The following is a 16,943-nucleotide window of genomic DNA, read 5'->3' as shown; positions in this document are numbered from 1 at the left end:
GCCAAAAAGAATGACCACTTTTGAGGTGCCAAGGTTTTCTTTTGTATGCTGAGTCCACGTTTGTCCAATTAATTGGCGATTAGAGGCGTAGCGATCGCATTAAGACCAAAGAAACCGGGTTTTTTACGTAATCTATAGCCTATAAGGCGTCTTTTCGTAAAAAAACCCGGTTTATGGCCACCGGTGCGTCCAGGACTGTAGAAGTAAAGATCGTGCACATTACTCTAAAACCGGATCGTAATCAATTCATTGAAGCGCAAGTCAAAAGCGGTAAATATTCTTCGGTGGATGAGGTAATTGCGGCGGCGCTGGAACTACTGTAGAAGCGAACACCCACAGAGCGATTGTTATCAAGAATGGGTTGAGGAAACTCGTCCAAAAGATAAGACGGCGGTTGAAACCTGTTGACCTCAAATTCGTATGTGGCGAAGCGCCCCTGGAATACGAATTCGAGGTAAAACTACACAAACGAATTCCACGCCAAGCGGAATGAAGAAAAAAACGCGGTTGAAACCGCCGGGTATTCAACCCGCGGAGGCGGGTTTTATTTGTATAGAAGCGGTTTCAACCGCCCGGTCTTCTTAAAAAATATTCCGTTATCGATCAAAACAGAAATTTTACTGCGCCTTGGGCGATGACTTGTGAGGGCTTACTACAGCTTTCGGAATATCCATCACGGGTGCATTCACCCCAAGCATCAAATCGTTGGGATTAACAATCTCTACTACAGGCTCGTTTAAAGCGACAATCAAACCGTCAGATTCAGGAAGAACGGGGGATGTAGCAAACTGGGGAGCAAACAATTGACGAGTGCCAGCGACACCAGCCACTGCTGCAATCAACAAAGCTGCGATCGCACCTCCACCCAAAACCCAAGTCCGTTTCGTCTGGCGTTTCTCGCGCTGCACAATCTTTGCCGCCAAATCCTGTGCAGATTGTTCCGCAGCAGGTACGGGCATTGACCCAAAAGCCTGTTGCATCATCATTAGTCGGGAGTACAAACGCTTCGTCGTGGGGTCGTTTGTCAGCAATTCCTCAACTTCCCGGCGTTCTGCCGCCGTCACTTCGCCATCGATGTAGGCACTCAACAATTCAAAGCGATCCCGCATCATAGTAGTTACATTCCCTTGGGGATAACTGTTGTTACCTTGACTTTGGGCGAGCGAATCCCCAATACCTTGATCATTCTGATTTTTATCCGATTCAAATTTAGAATTCATATTTCACACCACTTGTAAAATTAGCGGAAGCATCTGTTCGCTATTAGAATGATTTACTGCTTATTTATATTGTAAAATAGAAGCTTTGATGTCACAGCAAACTTCACCAAATCTTCTTAACCCGCCTCGGAAATCACCCTTGCTAATGACCGTCGAGATATTTTTGCAATTGTAACTGCAACCTTTGGCGAGCTCTAGCAATTCTTGACTTGACCGTTCCGAGAGAAACTCCGGTCATTTCCGCTATTTCTTCATAGGCTAAACCTTCAATTTCTCTCAACACAATTGTCGTGCGGAATACTTCCGGCAAATCTGCGATCGCCACTCGCAACTGATCGTAAAATTCTCTGGTTGTCAAATCTTCATCCGGCCCCGGACTGTCGGCCGGAAGTTCCCAATCAATCTCCCCATCTTCCAGAGCACGGGGTACGTCTAACGACAGCGGAGTTCGCACCCGCTTGCGCTTACGCAACTCATCGTAAAACAAATTAGTGGCGATGCGACTCAGCCAGCCCCGAAATTTAACTGGCTCTTGCAAGCGGTTAATATTGCGATAAACTCGAATCCAGACTTCCTGAGCCAAGTCTGCTCGGTCTTGCCAGTCAGGGGCTAGGTGATACAGAACCCTGTCTACGTGGGACTGATACCGCTTCAAAAGTTCTGAAAAGGCAGTGCTCTCAGGTCGATTTCCTTCCTGACACCGCAACACTAAGTCATAATTAGAGAGTTTTTCGGATGGCAATTGCACTCTTTCAACGGTCGCCACAACCGCAGACCAGGACACGGAAATAAATTCGCTCATGTGTGGAATTGGCTCATCGAACATTCCACTGTGTTTGACGCTGCCCGATCGCGATTGGTTCCTGGACTCGGAAACTGCGATCGACTTCTGACTAATGACCGGTAACTTCGCACGCTCCAATACTAACCCAACTGCTAGAACCATCGGCCCAATGTTCCTTTTTCCAAATCGGTACATTGTGTTTGAGCGTATCTATGGCGTACTGGCAAGCTGCAAAAGCCTCCCCTCGGTGGGGACAGCCCACAGCCACCAGCACACTGATTTCCCCCACCTGCAAGTGTCCGACGCGGTGGTGAATGACGACCCGATTGACATCGACCCACTGGCGGCGCATTTCAGTAGCGATTTGCTGGAATACTCGCACGGCCATCGGTTCGTAGGCTTGATATTCTAACGAAACTACAGCTTGACCGTCAGTTTGGTTGCGGACTGTACCGCTCATCATTACCACGGCTCCGTTCGCTGGGTCATCTGCCAAAGTGTAGATTTCCTCTACAGACAAAGGAGCTAAGGTAATGGCAAAACTGTCTTTACTATTCCGTTGAGGAATTGTGCCGATCGAAAGTGCAGCGCTATAGTTCATTGCGAAAGAAATGGTGCGGGAGAACTCGATCGATCTTGACACAAATCAAGTCGCGAGCGATCGATCTTGCATCTTTGTCATGGATACATAAAAGTCAATCTTTAGCAAGATGTCTATGGCCCCGAACGGCTGTAACAGTGCGATCGGGTCAATATAACTCGCCCGAACCAAATTCACACGGTGCTGGAATATGAATAGGAGACTTGTGCGATCGAACAGTCGATCGGGCTGTAGCAACTCAATCAGTAACCACACCAAAATAAGCAGTATCATGCCCAACTCGCTGCAAGCCATCTCCAACTCTAAGCGATGACTGCATTCCCTTTTGAATGACACAGTTAAGTTAAATTTAACCCCGATTGCGATCGGCGCAGTCCAAATTTTCAGCAGAAAATGTAAACTTTATTTATTTTTTGCTCCACCAAGCTACTTAAATGACATGATATACCTGTGCAGAGTTGAGCCAAAGCAAGCCTATACTCGGCAAAAGCAAGACGGTAACAACCTCTTGCGCCTGTTTTGACCAAAGAACAAGACGCAAACTCCGGAATACCGACACCGGGAAAATTCCGTTGCGGTTTCAACCGCCTTGAATATTTCTTTACACACTAATCGAAATAGTTGTGTTAAAGTCACCAAAGCAAGTAGGAGAAACCATCTACGTGTTGAAACATCCTAGTACGGAGAAATCCCGGCAACTGACATATCCGACGCCAGAAGATTCGGAATAGTTAAAGGGCAAATAATGGCAGGTTGTAGAGCGTAGTATATCTGTTGGCTAGCGATTGGCTAGCGATGGTCTGAAAGCGTCAAAAAACTATACGCAATGTTTGGAGAAATCTCAACTGAGCGGGTAGGGGCGACTTGATAGCCACGAGTAAAAATCCAGATTCGGATTTGTCAAGAATCCCTTCGCCTTTAGGCATGGGGAGTATAAAATGAGTCTGCACGAAAAAACGTTAATCACAATCACGAGGAAACTATGGAAGCACTAGCATTGAGCCACTCTTTTGTTGCTTATGAATCTCCAGAGTCCGAGCTCCAACTGGAATTGAAAATTCCTAAATCTGCCGTGGTAGGCGTTGCAGGTCTGGCAGTAGCCCTGTCTATTCTGAGTGTGAGTGGCGAAGCACAGGCAGGTTGCCACTACAAGCGCTGCGGCGGCGGTCGCAGCCATCACAGCTACGCCGAAGTTGCCACCAATGGTGGCAGACTGAATATCCGCCACCGGGCCAGTCGCTGTTCTCATATCATCGGCAAGTTACACAATGGAGACAATGTGAAATTGACCGGTCATTACAAGCACGGCTGGGCTAAACTTGCAGGTGGGGGCTGGGTTTCTACTGCGTGGCTTGACTAATTCTTAACTAGAGTAATTTACATTTCTAGAAAGAGTTTGAATCGTTACCAAGCTGGTTTTGGTAACGATTATTTTTCATGAGGCGCTGGACGGTAACAAATAATCGAAGATCCGAAGTTATAGCCTTTCTCAAAAAGATGAGGTATGACTGACAGCTTATATAAGCCTTAAACGTATAGGGTTCTCTTGGCAACAACGTCCGCGAATCTTTCGCTAGATCCGCTATATATCGTTAACAACTGACAACGTGAACTACCACACACTCACCCTCGATCGGGTAGAGTGTGGGCTTCTCCCTTCAACAACCACAGCCGCCACAGTAGTAGACTTACGCCCATACTGTTTTGGTCTTACATAGCCTTCAGGAGCAATAACGCTGGTTCCCAACGTCAGTACGCGCAAGCCTTCATTTTTGATATTTATCGCCGCGTTGATATCTCTGTCATGTCGCTGTTTACAGTGCGGGCAATCAAATGCACGCACAGACAGATCCATTTTTGGCAATGGCTTCAAGGTATTCGAGCAAAGATGAGTTGAGGCAAAAAATCGACCTATTTCTAGATAAATCTTGCCCACCATTTCGGCTTTGTACTTAAGCATAGTGCAGAACATTCCCCAGCCAGCATCGGATATTGCCTTGGCTAGGCAATGATTTTTTACCATGTTTCTCACTGCCAGATTTTCTACTACTATGACTTGGTTTTCGTCTACTATCCTGCGCGATAGTTTGTGTAGAAAATCCTCGCGGACTCTTTTGATTTTAGAATGAACCTTAGCTACCGCCAGCTTTGCTTTGCGACTTTTGTTAGTCGTCTTATCCTTTTTACGAGCTAGTTTTTTCTGCTTACGAGCTAGGTTCTTTTCATGTTTTTGGGTTGCTTTAGGATGTTGATATTTAGAGCCGTTAGATGTCACCGCAAAATCAGTTAGACCTAGATCTATCCCAATTATATTCCCATCACTACTGGATTCTGGCGATTCAGTCCCATCATCTAATAGCATCGAAGCAAAATATCTGCCGTCAGGATTTTTGGATAAAGTCACAGTTTTAACTTTGCCTTCAATATCCCGATGAACTATGGCTTTAACCACACCCAATTTACCAGGGAACTTAATCTCACGATCGCTCAAGATTTTAACGTTTTGAGGGTATTGAATAGATTGTTTTCCTTGGCGTTTCTTGAATGTTGGGTACAGGGATCGACCATCAAAAAAGTTGCCAAAAGCCACGCCCAGATTCAAAACTGACTGTTGAAGGCATTGTGAGTAACACTCAGACAACCACTCAAATTCAGCTTTCCACACAGGTATGGACTTCTTCATTGTCATAGCTGTAACGCCCTTACCAGTCTCTTGATAGGTCGCTGTCATCGTAGCCAAAGACTGATTCCAGACCCAACGAACACAACCAAAAGCTTGAGCCAGGTGTACTTGCTGGGCAACGGTAGGATAGATTCGGACTTTGACAGCTTTTAACACGAAACTTAGATTACTTCTTTGATTGCTCTAAGAATATTGTAGCTGAAAACATTGGCAAGTGCAAGGGATTTGTTCGCATCATCATACACCCGCGCATCTCCCGCAGGCTACGACAAGAGCGTCTTGTGAGCAGGTGCAATCGTCAGCTTACACAGCTTTCATCCCACGCCAACCCTCGATCGGGTATGGACGCGGGGATTCCCGCCTGTCTAGCTAAACTTTACCGCCACCGATCAAATACAGTAAGGCCATCCGCACCGCTACGCCGCTGGTAACTTGCTGAGAAATCAGGCTAAATTGCGGATCGTCCATCAAATCCGAGCTAATTTCCACGCCGCGGTTGACCGGGCCTGGGTGCAACACCTTCACATCCGGCTTGCATAGTTTCAGCCGATCGCGCGTAACTCCATACAAAGCATGATACTCTCGTAAACTCGGCAGCAAATGCTGGCTCATCCGTTCCTTTTGCAGCCGCAAAGTCATCACAAAATCAGCATCGACCAAAGCAGGTTCAAGCTGCCAGTGCAAAAATAACTTACCTTCCCTACCATTGCCACACTCAGCAAACAACAGCGGCAACAAAGTCGGCGGCCCGGCTAAATGAACCTCAGCCCCCGAAGCCGTTAAACTCCAAATATTAGACCTCGCTACCCGGGAATGCAAGATATCCCCCACCACAGCAATTTTTTTGCCCGCTAAAAGTTCCAGTCGCGGACGTTCGGCATCTAACAAAGAACAAATAGTAAATAAGTCTAGCAAACCTTGCGACGGGTGTTCGTGCTGGCCGTCTCCAGCATTGAGAACGCTGACTCTCGAACCCAAGCGATCCATTTCTGAAGCAATTGTACTGGGAACTCCAGCCTGTTCGTGCCGGATCACCATCAAATCCGTTCCCATCGCCAGATAAGTCTTAGCCGTATCCAGAATAGTCTCCCCCTTCGTCAGAGAAGAACTGCCTGGGGTAAAATTCAGCGTATCCGCCGACAGTCGCTTCGCCGCCAACTCAAAACTGTTGCGAGTCCGGGTTGAAGGTTCAAAAAACAAATTCGCGACCACTTGACCCTGTAGGGCGGGCACTTTCTTGGTGCGGCGGCCGAGCACCTCCCGAAAACTGGCGGCAGTTTGCAGCACCGTGTCGTATTCGTCGGAGGTAAAATCAGCCAGAGTGAGAATGTGTCGCCTTTTCCAAGTCATACAATTTTAGATTTGAGATTTGAGATTTGAGATTTGAGATTTAGGATGATGGGTTGGGAACTTACCAGAAAGAATTGGTTGAAAGCCCGCCCGCCTGCTCGGGAGAAATTAAAATCAGACTATTCATTACTCCAATCCTCGGACTTAAGGGTAGAGGTCGCTCTCCTTCGGTCAACTGTCAACTGTCAACTGTCAACTGTCAACTGTCAACTGTCAACTGTTGAATTGCACGCCTGTGTCGGGCGGTCTACAATGGTCGATCGACAGTCGCGGGGATGCCGATCAACAGTATCCAACAATTTTTGACCACCTTTGCCGTCAATAGAGTTATAATTAGTAGATGCCGGATCGGACTCCCCTCTCACAGCAAAGCCAGCGTTGAAGCTGAAACAAGTGCGGTGGAGTTTAGTTTTCTCGCCCGAAAGCGGAAATTAAGCTGTAGTAGCGCTCAAGCAGTAATTGCAGTTTCTCGGAACCTCAGCCTTGTCAAAAACCAGCCTTCAGCAGCCATTGCATCTGCTATTATGTGGAAATAATCAAGGAGGCAGACCTCCTACTGCCGATCGACAGCATATAGCGGGACATCCCAAAGATTATTAATTCTTTGCAGTCGGTCTTGACTCTTCAGTCCTGCTTATAGCCCCTTGTCAAAATGAACTGTGTTAAGATACAAGTTGAATATGTAGCTTCCCGACAAAAATCTACACGTATCTTGGCGAGACTGTTCTTGGCGAAACTGCGGTAAAAAGTGTGCGCTGGGAAGTGTTAATTAAACAAGATTTAAACAATTCAAGAGGTATTATGAGCCAGAAGGTTATACAGCCGATGGTTAAGTTCCAGCGTCAGGTGCATTCTCTTGTCACGTCTGACATTATCAAGCCGACAGACAGCATTTGGAAAATAGCTCTACTTTATGGAGATGAATGGCCTTACTGGAAACAGCAACTCCTAGAGTTTGATTTTTCTATGCAAGACCCCGTGAGCGAGTTGATAGCTGTAGAAGGTTGGGACGAGGAATAACAGAGGAAACCTAGGACTTGGGTGCATATCACTTTTGAGGAGGGCGAAGCATGACCGAATATAAGTTATTAGTTAGAATCTCCTATTTTCTGCGGTCATGCTTCGCCCCTACGTATATATTCGCCAAAATGAGATGCACCCGAAATTAAAAGGCGATCGGCTAAATTTCATCAATAAATTTTCCGTTGCTAACTTCTTCCCTCTGCCTTGTTCCCTCTTCTCTCTTCCTTCTTCCTTCTTCAGAGTGACTTCTGACGAATGACAGCAGACTTTTTCCTTCTCACTAATGAGTGATGACAGTTGACGGTTGACAGTTGACAGTTGACAGTTGACAGTTGACAGTTGACAGCTTGCCCGAAGAGCGCAAAACAAGGGTTGACAGTTGACTGTTTACCAACTAATGACTAATGACTAATGACTAATGACTAATGACTAATGACTAATGACTAATGATATCAATTCCGGCTGCACCGGAATAATATAGAGTCCAAGGCAGTGCCGTTTCCCTACCCTAATTAATTGTAGGGAAACGGCACTGCCGTCTCCTGATTTCGGTAATATTAATAATTCCGATGCTACTGGATTTGATATGACTAATGACTAATGACTAATGACTAATGACTAATGACTAATGACTGTTCCTTCTATTAAAGACAAGTGGCTAGAGCTCTAGCTAATTGTTGAGCAGTTTGAAAGCGATCCCCAGGTTTAGCTGCTGTGGTTCGTAGAATGACCTCCCGCAACTTCGGGCCGATCGTCGGAATATTATCGAGCTTAAATCCGTAACCTCTAGTAATTTTTCCGTAAAACTTTTGAGGGCTTTGGGCTGTCAGCAAAAAAATCAAAGTCGGCCCAATAGCATATAAATCTGACTGAGGGAGAGGCTGTCCCCGGTCTTGTTCTGGTGCGGTGTAGCCTTCCACGCCGATGCGAGTACCCGGAGGAGTGCCGATTTCTTTAACGGCGCCAAAATCCAGCACTGTAATGCGATTGTCCCGGTGGCGCACTAGCAAATTAGCAGGTTTAATATCCCGGTGGACGATCGGGGGTTTTTGAGAGTGAATGTAGTCCAAAATTTCACAGGTTTGGATCATCCATTCGATCGCCTGTTGGGGAGCAACTGGCCCGCGATTGTAAATGCGTTTTTCTAAATCCTCGCCGTGGAGCATTTCCATCACCAAATATTTTTTGCCACCTTCGACAAAAAAGTCAAAAAACTGAGGAATACCAGGATGGTGCAGCGCTTTGAGAGTTTTAGCTTCACGTTCAAACAGTTCTTGAGCTTTGACTATTTGAGCCATGTCAGCATTCATTTCCTTGAGAACTACCAGAGAAGCTGCGGGAGAACTTCCCGGTTGTTGAGCTTTGGCTTTCTGTCGATCCCAGGCTAAAGTTGTTGTTCCCATACCGCCTTGGCCCAAAGTTCGCAGCACTTGGTAGTGGCGGATTGTGCGATCGACTTTAATCGGTTCCCCACAGTGGATGCAGAATAAATTACCGGGCGGATTTCCCGCGTGGGTACACCGCGGCGTCCCAGGATTGAGAGTAGGGATCGCCTCAATTTTGCCGCCGACTTGAATAGTCAGAACTTGGAAATGCAGAATTGGGCCGTCCCGCGCCAATTGGATCAGGGCACCGTCGGATATCCAACCCTGAGACATGAGAGTACCGTTAACAAAAGTGCCATTTGTCCCGGAATTGACTAAATACCACTGGCGGTTAGCACCGCTTTTAACTCTTTGCAATTCCACGTGATCCCGCGACACCAAAGCATTGGGAATCACAATCGGCCGATGCGGACAATGGACTCGTTCTCGAAACTCCACTGTTGCAGAGGGGTATTTTTTTCTGGATCTAAAAGAGTCAGCAGCATTTTAGATTGATTTGATTAATCTGCCAGATCAAATTGAGAGAAGGTTGACAATACTGATATGTATGACACATAAGAAACTTATTTCGTGCTGCTTTCTAGGTAGCCGGCTATTTCTAGTCTAAAGGGTCAATTCAGAACAACGCATCTTGACTCGCCGATCGTGGGAATGAGAGATTAAAGAATCGCTGCGTTTAACTCCCGATCGATCGACAGACTGCAACATTAAAAATCAAAAACTGGTTGTTGTAATGACATTACTTGAATATCGCGGCAAGCCGAACAAGTTTTTGATGACGGATGCCAAAGTTAATCTTCCTTTGCCATGCAACAATTGCAGGTTTCAATCTAAGACTGCCCGCCACCGCCTTTAAAAAAGTTGGCAGCACCCAATTCTAAAATCGAAATGGGCCTACCTGTGCCCGAATGATAATTGCCGTGATATTGTCATGACCGTTGCGTTTGTTGCCCAGTTCAATCAAGTCGGCAACTCCCTCGTCGAGATCGGCTTGGGGATTGAACAGAGGTGCGAGAGTTTCACGCCAGTGAGTTTCTAACAAATCATTATCTGTCAAACCGTCGGAAGCCAAAATCAATAAAGTATCTTCGGACAAGTCTAAAAACTGCACGTCTGGCTTGAGAAAATTGCCGTCTCGCGGGCCAATGGCTTGAGTTAGTTGATAGGCGTCGGGACGGGAATAAGCAGTTTCGGCGTCAACCCCGCGCTTAATTTCGCGCTGGCCTACTTCGTGATCTGAGGTGATTTTTTCTAGTGTCTGTCCCTTTCGGAGTCGGTAGAGACGACTGTCGCCGACGTGAGCAACGGCGAATTTGGTGTCTTGAACTAAGACTGCGACTAGGGTTGTACCCATGCGGCCGATGCCAGAGCGACCGTCCTTTTGATTGATTTCAAAGATGGCTTTGTTGGCTAGCAGCACTCCCTGCCGAATGGTATCAGGCTCGGGTAGTTGATTTTCCCAACTGGTTTGGAAGAATTCCCTGAGGGTTTCAGCGGCTAATTGACTGGCTACTTCTCCGCTGTCGTGTCCGCCCATCCCGTCGCAGAGAATGTAAAGCCCTTTGGTTTGAAAGATGCGACCGAAGGAGGTTTCGAGTTTGTTAAGCTGAGTCCAGATGCTGAAGAAGTCTTCGTTGTGCTCGCGGGTGCGGCCGACATCGGTGAGACCTGCGTCTTCTAAACTGTAAATCTGGACGGGCATGGGCTGGGTTAAGACTTCACCAACAACTTCGGGGGGCGAGTTGTCGGGGATGTCTGTTTGGAAACGGGTGGGGGTTAAGGTTGGTGAAGGTGCGGATTGGAGTTCGAGGGGAACGGTTTCCAGGCGCGATCGCAATTCTTCTATTGTGGTAATCTCGCCTCTGTACATTTGTTGCAGCAGTTCGAGCAAGGCGCCAAACTGAGTGCGCTCGGACTGGTTAAATATCGCCTGCCACAATTGCCCCAAATCTACCAGTTGCAGGTTTGAACCGGCGGGTTCGGGATAGAGGTATTGCAACCGCAAAGAGGCAAAGGAAAAGGAAGAGTCGGGATTGACCCGCAAATTTGTTAGTTCCAACAAGCTTTGGCGGCAGCGCCAGGGTTCGAGGGCCGCCCAAAGTTCGGTCATTTCGTGCAGCCAGTACACAATTTGCTGGGTGGAAGTTTCGGGTTGACTCCAGCGTTCTACCAGCAGCGGCCATTGCGAACAGTCTTCTAGCAGCAGCACGGCCTGTTGGTTGTCTGACCAGCTATCGTGAATGACTGGTAGGTTGTGAGAGAAGTGCCACCGCAGTGCCAGATAAGGTTCGGCTATGCCTTGGCAAAGTTCTGCTAAGGCGGAATTGGTCGCATTTTCTCCGGCTTTGATTGCTGCGGTGTAGGGGGATGTGCGTTTGGCGACGCTGGCAGAGTTGGCTGCTAGCATTGCTTTGAGGGGTGACATTTGCAGCGGCTGACAGTCCAATACTGTTGCTGATACTGTGTCTGAGGGTTTTCTTGCTGGCAAGGTTTCTAGGAGTTGGTAGCGCTGTTGGCTGTCTAAATAAGCTCCTGTTGGCTGGGAAGGGATTAAATATTCGGAATAGGGGGCGGAGATTTTTGGGGATGGGGGAGATGCGCCCTCGGGGTTCTCTGTTGCTTCCTGGGTTTGTTCTGGCGGTGGTGCGGCCGTGAAATTGTTGTCAGATGGGGTTATTTCGCGCTCTGGTGTTGTAGTAGAGCTTTTTTGTTCTGTTTGAAAGGATTCGGTGGCGATCGCCCCCACGACGATTTCAGCGTCAATAATTTCTGGGCTGCTGGATTCGGCCACATCAAGTTGTGGAGAATCGGCGGTGATTTCTGTTTTAATGGTGTCTGCGATCGGTTGGGGAGAGTTTTGGGTCGATCGGGTTTCTGGAAAATTGTCGGTTTTTTGTGTAAGCTCGGCTGATGGTATAGTTGACTGCTCTAGCTGGACTGCTGGAAGGTTCGATCGACCGCAGATAATCGCCCGCCACACTTGACCTGTTGTGACGCCACAATTCTGACATAATTCGGCGCTAACAGCGACTTGGGTTCCGCATTGGTGGCAAGCTTTGTAAGTTAGGGAATTTCCGCATTGTTGACAAAACTTGTTTAGATTGGGATTTTCAAATTGGCAGCGGGGACAGAGGAGCATAGGGGTTTTATATTGGAGATGTGCGATCGAGTGAAAGCGGTGGGGGAGTTTTGGGTTTGGGGTGGTAAGTTATGGGTTTTGAGTTTTGGACGTGACTCGCAACGGATAACTGCCATTGCCCTATGCCTTATTTTACCGGCATCGATTCAGAACTAAGATATTTCTTAAAACTGAGATGTGGCCTCCACGTCAGGAATCAGCCCTGGGAGGGAGAGGGGGAGAATGGGGAGAATGGGGAGAGGGGGAGAGGGGGAGACGGGGAGAATGGGGAGAGGGGGAGAATGGGAGACGGGGAGAGGGGGAGAATGGGGAGAGGGGGAGAATGGGGAGAATGGGGAGAATGGGAGAGGGGGAGAGGGGGGAGACGATTGAGATATACAATTTAAATTGAGTAAAGCTTGGAAACATTTCCTATCTAAGATTTTGCGTGCTGGCCCCACACTAAAAGTTATCAGGTGAGTGGAACAGGCATCTTGCCTGTTACGGAAAAAAGTGCAAGGTCTCAATTAGAAGAGAGTGTCTGTATAATCTTCTTCTTGGAAAATGGTCTCTCGGGCGATCGACACAATGGTAGAAAGAGGTACTTCACAGAAATATTTTCGCCGGAATTGTTCTTCCCAGACTGCTGCTAGGAATTGCGCTGCATAACGGGCGGCGATGGGGGAATTTGGCACTAAGAATTGAGTTGAGGGGCTAGAGAATAAGGGTTTGGAGGTATGATCTCCGATTTCTCTGGCTTCGGGTTGTCTGGTGATGTGAAAAGCCCGATCGCGATAATTGACTTTGAAACCCAGATGTTTTAACGTTGTGAATCCAAGTTGCAGCGAGGTGTCGCTGATGCCGAGTTTTTGGCTTAGTTGCTGTCTGGTGACGGGTTTGTTGGTGCGGCTGAGGTATTTGGCGATGCCGATTAGCTGTTGGCAGATTTGCTGCGGCGGTAGCAATGGGGGTAAAGTATAGGCGATCGCGAGTTTTTTCTGAGTGTGCTGTGCTTGCCGAAACCAGACGCGCAATTCGTCCCAGCTTGCGGGGCATTCTTTGAGGATAATCGAGTTTTCGCGATCGAGCATTGCTGAATTGTCCGCTAGATTTTCTGGCAGCCTTTCCGATTCCAAGTGTGTGCTAATAACTGCTAGCAACTCTTCATTATTATTATTTATCTTGCGCCAGTCCAATATCCAATCAATTTTAGTCTGCGAACTAACTTGTTTGTCATCCGTGCGTTCCCGCACTGCTATCAACCGCACTTCATAGTTCGACGTATAAGTATTGAAATCGAGTTCGACAGTCGCATCGCACCGCCCTTCGGGAACTTCATCTCGGTAATGTCCCCACCAAATGCCGGGAAATCCTGCATGACTAGATTCATCCCAAATTTCAAAAGAAGTTTTGATATACTTTACTTCTTTTCCCTGTGAATCTTTAATATTTCTATTGTAGATATTCTTAAACCAGCAATTTTCAATCAGCAATTTTGGTGCGGGATTGCCCATGCCGCAGGGTTCAAGCAATTTCAGTTCTTGAAATAACTGTTTGCCTAATTCCGCGACAGTAATTTTTAAGTCCGCTACAACTGGTGCCGATGTCAAACTATCCGTGCTGTATTGCTGTCGCAGTTGCTGATTTATAGCATCCGTAAATAGCGGGATATTTTCAACTGGGAGACTCAAGCCAGCCGCAAAGGGATGACCGCCGAATCTATCCAATAAATGCGCTTGGTCTTTGACTAATTGGTAAAGGTCGATTTGATTGGCGGAACGGGCAGAACCGCGGGCAATTTTAGATTTTGGATTTTGGATTTTAGATTGATAAAGTGTTTCGGAATCCGAGTCAAAAGAATCTATAAATTTAGTTTCTGGAATAGTTTCTTTGATTTCTTCGCTTCCTTCCGTGCAGAATAAAATTACCGGGCGGCCGTATTCTTGGGCGATTTGTCCCGCCACTAATCCTAATACTCCTACGGGCCATTGTGGGTCACTGAGGACGATGACGCTGGTGGTTGAGAGGTCAAGTTTGGTTAGTTTTTCGGCGGCATCTTTAGCAACATCTTTTTGCAAAGATTTGCGTCTGGTGTTGGCAATTTCGGTTAGATTTGCTAGTTCTTCGCAGCGTTTTTTGTCCCGGCTGGTGAGGAGTTCTACGCAGAAGCTGGCGGATCCTTGAATGCGACTGACGGCGTTGATTCGGGGGCCGAGGCCGAAGGAAATGTCGGTTGGGCGATCGCCCGCTCGTTTGCACAGTTCGAGCAATTTTGCAACTCCCGGACGGGTGGGATTTGTGATTTGTTTTTGCAGTTGTGCGATGCCGAGTTGTGCTAGGTAGCGACAATCTCCTGTAAGTTGGACTAAATCGGCAATTAAGCCGATCGCCACTAACTCCAATAAATCGGTCAGCGGTCGTTGCGGAATATCCGGCAATGTGTGGTATAGTGCTTCGATTAATTTGTAAGCTACCGCAACGCCGGACAGGTTAAACAGTTGGTGGTTGGGCGAAAAGTACCGGGGATTGATGATTGCCGTCGCTGGAGGGCGATCGTCCGGTAATGTATGGTGATCGGTGATAATTGTATCAATATTTAAGCTGGTAGCATATTCGATTTCCGCGATATTTGTGCTGCCAGTATCGCAGGTAATAATTAAGCTAACTCCAGATTTATGTAAATTGTTTATTCCGGGAATATTAAGACCGTGAGATTCTGTTAATCTGTTGGGAATGTAATAAGTTAGTTGGTCATTTTGAACAAAAAACTCTCCCAATCCGTCCCAAAGTACCGAAGTTGAGGTAATGCCGTCCGCGTCGAAATCTCCCCAAATTGCAACTTTTTCTGCGCTGTTTATTGCTTGCTGGATTCTTTCCATCGCCCAGTTCATTTCTAGTCCGAATTCAAACGGACTTGCTGGTTGGTAAAGTTTGGGATTCAGGAAACCTGGTATTTCTTCCGGGTTTTGAATTCCTCTATAATAGAGAAGTGCAGCGGCATAGTTTCCGGGTAATTCTGGCGCGTGATTTCTGACAGCTTGTATCAGCCAATCAGGGGGTTGGGGTAAGGGTTGATTTTGCAATTCTTGAAGTAGTTGTGTCATAGGTTAATTCATTAATTAAAGTAGGGGCGGGTTCACCAAAAATCTTTAATTCAAATCGACAATATCTATAAACCCGCCCCCACCCAGCGATAGTCCAAAGAGTTTGGATAGTCAAAGGTTATATTATATAGATATCTCCTCGATTATAGCAAGATTTGGCAACCAATTTGTGGGAGTTTCTGCTGGAAGATTTGATGAGGAAGCTTTGGAATTTTGGGTGCGGTTGCAGCGAGTGGCGAATTGACAGGAATCGCAAAGATTGGAACTAATTTGTACTTGGGGGAAGAATTCGCCACCTTCGGTATAGCGCTGTCGCCAGTCGGTTAGCTGCTGCAATATTTGGATTAAATCTTGTTTTGTGCGATCGTGTTCTATTTGATTGTAGGAAAATGTGAGTTTTTGCGGCGGTTCTTCTCCTTGCAATTGTACGAACCAGTATGTCATTGAAACTTGTTCCGGGGAATAGTCACTGGTTTCTACTAGAACGTATAAATAGAGTCGGGTTTGCCAACTTTCGGCTATCCATTTTGATTTTTGAGGGCGGGGATAGGTTTTCCAGTCGAGAATTTGGGCAGCGTTTGGTTCGGCTATTAGCAAATCATAGATAACGGTGAATAGGTAGTCTTGAAAAATCAAGATGCGGGGGTGCTCGGCTTGGCGGAAAATTTGGTCGCTATTTTCTGAATTCGCAAAAAGTTCGGGGGCGGCGTTGATAAATGCTGCCACACATCGTCCTAATTCTGGGTCTTGTTGGGTGATGGATTCAATCGACAATCCTAGTTCTCGCTGCTGCATCAAAAGGTGAAAGTGGCTACCCCATGTGAGTTTTTCTTTGTGTTCAGGGGAGGCGGTGCTTGCGAGTAGTTCTAGGTAGCTATGCTGGAATTTGCGGGGGCATTCTTCGAGAATTTTGAGTTGGGTTTGGGAGAGTCGCAGCATTTTTTTATGATTTTATATTTTAGATTGTTTGTGATTGTAAGGGGTATCGATATTTTTTTGACCGCAGATGTCGGCAGATGGACGGAGATAAACGCAGATAAATTAGGGCGATCGCGTTTTTGGAGGAGAGTGCGATGAGTGCGATCGCCCTTTACGAGCGATCCAATGCTAATTAATCTTCCCCTAATTCTGAAAACAATAATTCCAAGTCTCGATCGCCCCGCAGCACGCGAGCAATATTAATCCCGTCCGCTCTGGGGTAGTAAAAAATCAAATAATCCCTAACAATAAATCCGCGCAAGTTGGGGGCTAAACTGTGATAGCGTTTGCCCATATTGGGAAATTCAGCGACAAGTTTACATTTTTGACGAATCACATCAAAAAGCTCGCTGGCTGTCCTAGGATTATTTCGACTAATATAATCGCAAATCTCATTCAAATCTCGGACAGATTCATCGGAAAATGTATAACTGTTCATTAGCTTTCCTTGTGACTAGACAGTTGTTTAACGTCCAAAATCCGTTGAAGTAGGTATTTGTATACTTTGGAATAGACATAACCCCGATAGAGGTTTTTTATCTAGCGACTTCTGTTCAGTTATTAGTATGCGGGAAAGGGAAAGAGAATACAATGGTTTGTAGCGATATCGCTACTACTTATTTTACACAAAGAGCTGAAACAACGAGGTTACGTCGATCGCCCACTTCAGATCGCCCGTACAAATAAAAAACCCCTG

General features: G+C 46.7%; 14 protein-coding genes and 1 pseudogene. 4 read left to right on the top strand and 11 right to left on the bottom strand.

The features are described 5' to 3' along the window. The first annotated feature begins 212 nt into the window (after nt 1–212). Nucleotides 213–323, top strand: a complete 111-nt coding sequence (locus JGK36_RS22450) for a type II toxin-antitoxin system ParD family antitoxin (protein WP_293181962.1) — start codon at nt 213–215, stop codon at nt 321–323. A 294-nt stretch (nt 324–617) separates the two neighbouring features. Here the strand turns inward: JGK36_RS22450 and JGK36_RS22445 are convergent, their stop codons facing one another. The 4 genes from JGK36_RS22445 to JGK36_RS22430 all read right to left on the bottom strand — a co-directional run bounded on the left by JGK36_RS22445 (nt 618) and on the right by JGK36_RS22430 (nt 2,878). Then, nucleotides 618–1,220 (bottom strand): anti-sigma factor, encoded by a 603-nt coding sequence (locus tag JGK36_RS22445; RefSeq protein ID WP_293181964.1) that lies wholly within the window; start codon nt 1,218–1,220, stop codon nt 618–620. Between the two features lie 142 nt (nt 1,221–1,362). Next, nucleotides 1,363–2,022, bottom strand: coding sequence for a sigma-70 family RNA polymerase sigma factor (locus tag JGK36_RS22440; protein ID WP_293181966.1), 660 nt, complete (start codon nt 2,020–2,022; stop codon nt 1,363–1,365). Between the two features lie 91 nt (nt 2,023–2,113). Next, nucleotides 2,114–2,605, bottom strand: a complete 492-nt coding sequence (locus tag JGK36_RS22435; protein ID WP_293181968.1) for a molybdenum cofactor biosynthesis protein MoaE — start codon at nt 2,603–2,605, stop codon at nt 2,114–2,116. A 45-nt stretch (nt 2,606–2,650) separates the two neighbouring features. Next, the gene (locus JGK36_RS22430) at nt 2,651–2,878 is read right to left on the bottom strand and encodes a hypothetical protein (protein WP_293189830.1); all 228 of its coding nucleotides are present in this window, start codon (nt 2,876–2,878) and stop codon (nt 2,651–2,653) included. A gap of 709 nt (nt 2,879–3,587) precedes the next feature. On the opposite strand from JGK36_RS22430, the gene JGK36_RS22425 reads away from it, so the two are divergent. Then, entirely contained in the window at nt 3,588–3,965 is a 378-nt protein-coding gene (locus JGK36_RS22425; protein WP_293197210.1) for an SH3 domain-containing protein, read from the top strand. Nucleotides 3,966–4,217: 252 nt separating this feature from the next. On the opposite strand, the gene JGK36_RS22420 is transcribed toward JGK36_RS22425, so the two are convergent. After that, nucleotides 4,218–5,444 carry an RNA-guided endonuclease TnpB family protein gene (locus JGK36_RS22420; RefSeq protein WP_293181974.1) on the bottom strand — a complete coding sequence of 409 codons (1,227 nt, stop codon included), beginning with the start codon at nt 5,442–5,444 and terminating at the stop codon, nt 4,218–4,220. A 213-nt stretch (nt 5,445–5,657) separates the two neighbouring features. Then, on the bottom strand, nt 5,658–6,638 hold the full coding sequence (locus tag JGK36_RS22415; protein WP_293181976.1) for an aspartate carbamoyltransferase catalytic subunit: 981 nt from the start codon (nt 6,636–6,638) through the stop codon (nt 5,658–5,660). 275 nt (nt 6,639–6,913) lie between these two features. On the opposite strand from JGK36_RS22415, the gene JGK36_RS22410 reads away from it, so the two are divergent. Both JGK36_RS22410 and JGK36_RS22405 read left to right on the top strand, forming a co-directional pair. Beyond that, nucleotides 6,914–7,174, top strand: a complete 261-nt coding sequence (locus JGK36_RS22410; protein ID WP_293181978.1) for a hypothetical protein — start codon at nt 6,914–6,916, stop codon at nt 7,172–7,174. Nucleotides 7,175–7,439: 265 nt separating this feature from the next. Next, the gene (locus tag JGK36_RS22405; RefSeq protein ID WP_293181980.1) at nt 7,440–7,658 is read left to right on the top strand and encodes a DUF4327 family protein; all 219 of its coding nucleotides are present in this window, start codon (nt 7,440–7,442) and stop codon (nt 7,656–7,658) included. Nucleotides 7,659–8,305: 647 nt separating this feature from the next. Here JGK36_RS22405 and JGK36_RS22400 read toward each other — a convergent pair. From JGK36_RS22400 to JGK36_RS22380, 5 genes and pseudogenes are all read right to left on the bottom strand, one after another. Continuing rightward, nucleotides 8,306–9,531 (bottom strand): annotated as a pseudogene (locus tag JGK36_RS22400) (protein kinase). Nucleotides 9,532–9,923: 392 nt separating this feature from the next. Continuing rightward, nucleotides 9,924–12,185 carry a serine/threonine phosphatase gene (locus JGK36_RS22395; protein WP_293197212.1) on the bottom strand — a complete coding sequence of 754 codons (2,262 nt, stop codon included), beginning with the start codon at nt 12,183–12,185 and terminating at the stop codon, nt 9,924–9,926. A 506-nt stretch (nt 12,186–12,691) separates the two neighbouring features. Beyond that, nucleotides 12,692–15,268, bottom strand: coding sequence for a DHH family phosphoesterase (locus tag JGK36_RS22390; protein ID WP_293197214.1), 2,577 nt, complete (start codon nt 15,266–15,268; stop codon nt 12,692–12,694). A 123-nt stretch (nt 15,269–15,391) separates the two neighbouring features. Continuing rightward, nucleotides 15,392–16,207, bottom strand: a complete 816-nt coding sequence (locus JGK36_RS22385) for a PD-(D/E)XK nuclease family protein (protein ID WP_293197216.1) — start codon at nt 16,205–16,207, stop codon at nt 15,392–15,394. A gap of 172 nt (nt 16,208–16,379) precedes the next feature. Continuing rightward, nucleotides 16,380–16,685 carry a type II toxin-antitoxin system RelE/ParE family toxin gene (locus tag JGK36_RS22380; RefSeq protein ID WP_293181991.1) on the bottom strand — a complete coding sequence of 102 codons (306 nt, stop codon included), beginning with the start codon at nt 16,683–16,685 and terminating at the stop codon, nt 16,380–16,382. Between the last annotated feature and the right edge of the window lie 258 nt (nt 16,686–16,943).

This window comes from Microcoleus sp. PH2017_35_SFW_U_B (assembly GCF_020737865.1).
Taxonomy (GTDB): domain Bacteria; phylum Cyanobacteriota; class Cyanobacteriia; order Cyanobacteriales; family Microcoleaceae; genus Microcoleus.
This window is presented reverse-complemented; position numbering and strand designations above follow the sequence as displayed.

Coding starts and splice junctions, on each gene's coding strand:
- JGK36_RS22445 (WP_293181964.1), bottom strand. CDS start 1,220: ATGAATTCTAAATTTGAATCGGATAAAAATCAGAATGATCAAGGTATT.
- JGK36_RS22440 (WP_293181966.1), bottom strand. CDS start 2,022: ATGAGCGAATTTATTTCCGTGTCCTGGTCTGCGGTTGTGGCGACCGTT.
- JGK36_RS22435 (WP_293181968.1), bottom strand. CDS start 2,605: ATGAACTATAGCGCTGCACTTTCGATCGGCACAATTCCTCAACGGAAT.
- JGK36_RS22430 (WP_293189830.1), bottom strand. CDS start 2,878: ATGATACTGCTTATTTTGGTGTGGTTACTGATTGAGTTGCTACAGCCC.
- JGK36_RS22425 (WP_293197210.1), top strand. CDS start 3,588: ATGGAAGCACTAGCATTGAGCCACTCTTTTGTTGCTTATGAATCTCCA.
- JGK36_RS22415 (WP_293181976.1), bottom strand. CDS start 6,638: ATGACTTGGAAAAGGCGACACATTCTCACTCTGGCTGATTTTACCTCC.
- JGK36_RS22410 (WP_293181978.1), top strand. CDS start 6,914: ATGCCGATCAACAGTATCCAACAATTTTTGACCACCTTTGCCGTCAAT.
- JGK36_RS22405 (WP_293181980.1), top strand. CDS start 7,440: ATGAGCCAGAAGGTTATACAGCCGATGGTTAAGTTCCAGCGTCAGGTG.
- JGK36_RS22395 (WP_293197212.1), bottom strand. CDS start 12,185: ATGCTCCTCTGTCCCCGCTGCCAATTTGAAAATCCCAATCTAAACAAG.
- JGK36_RS22390 (WP_293197214.1), bottom strand. CDS start 15,268: ATGACACAACTACTTCAAGAATTGCAAAATCAACCCTTACCCCAACCC.
- JGK36_RS22385 (WP_293197216.1), bottom strand. CDS start 16,207: ATGCTGCGACTCTCCCAAACCCAACTCAAAATTCTCGAAGAATGCCCC.
- JGK36_RS22380 (WP_293181991.1), bottom strand. CDS start 16,685: ATGAACAGTTATACATTTTCCGATGAATCTGTCCGAGATTTGAATGAG.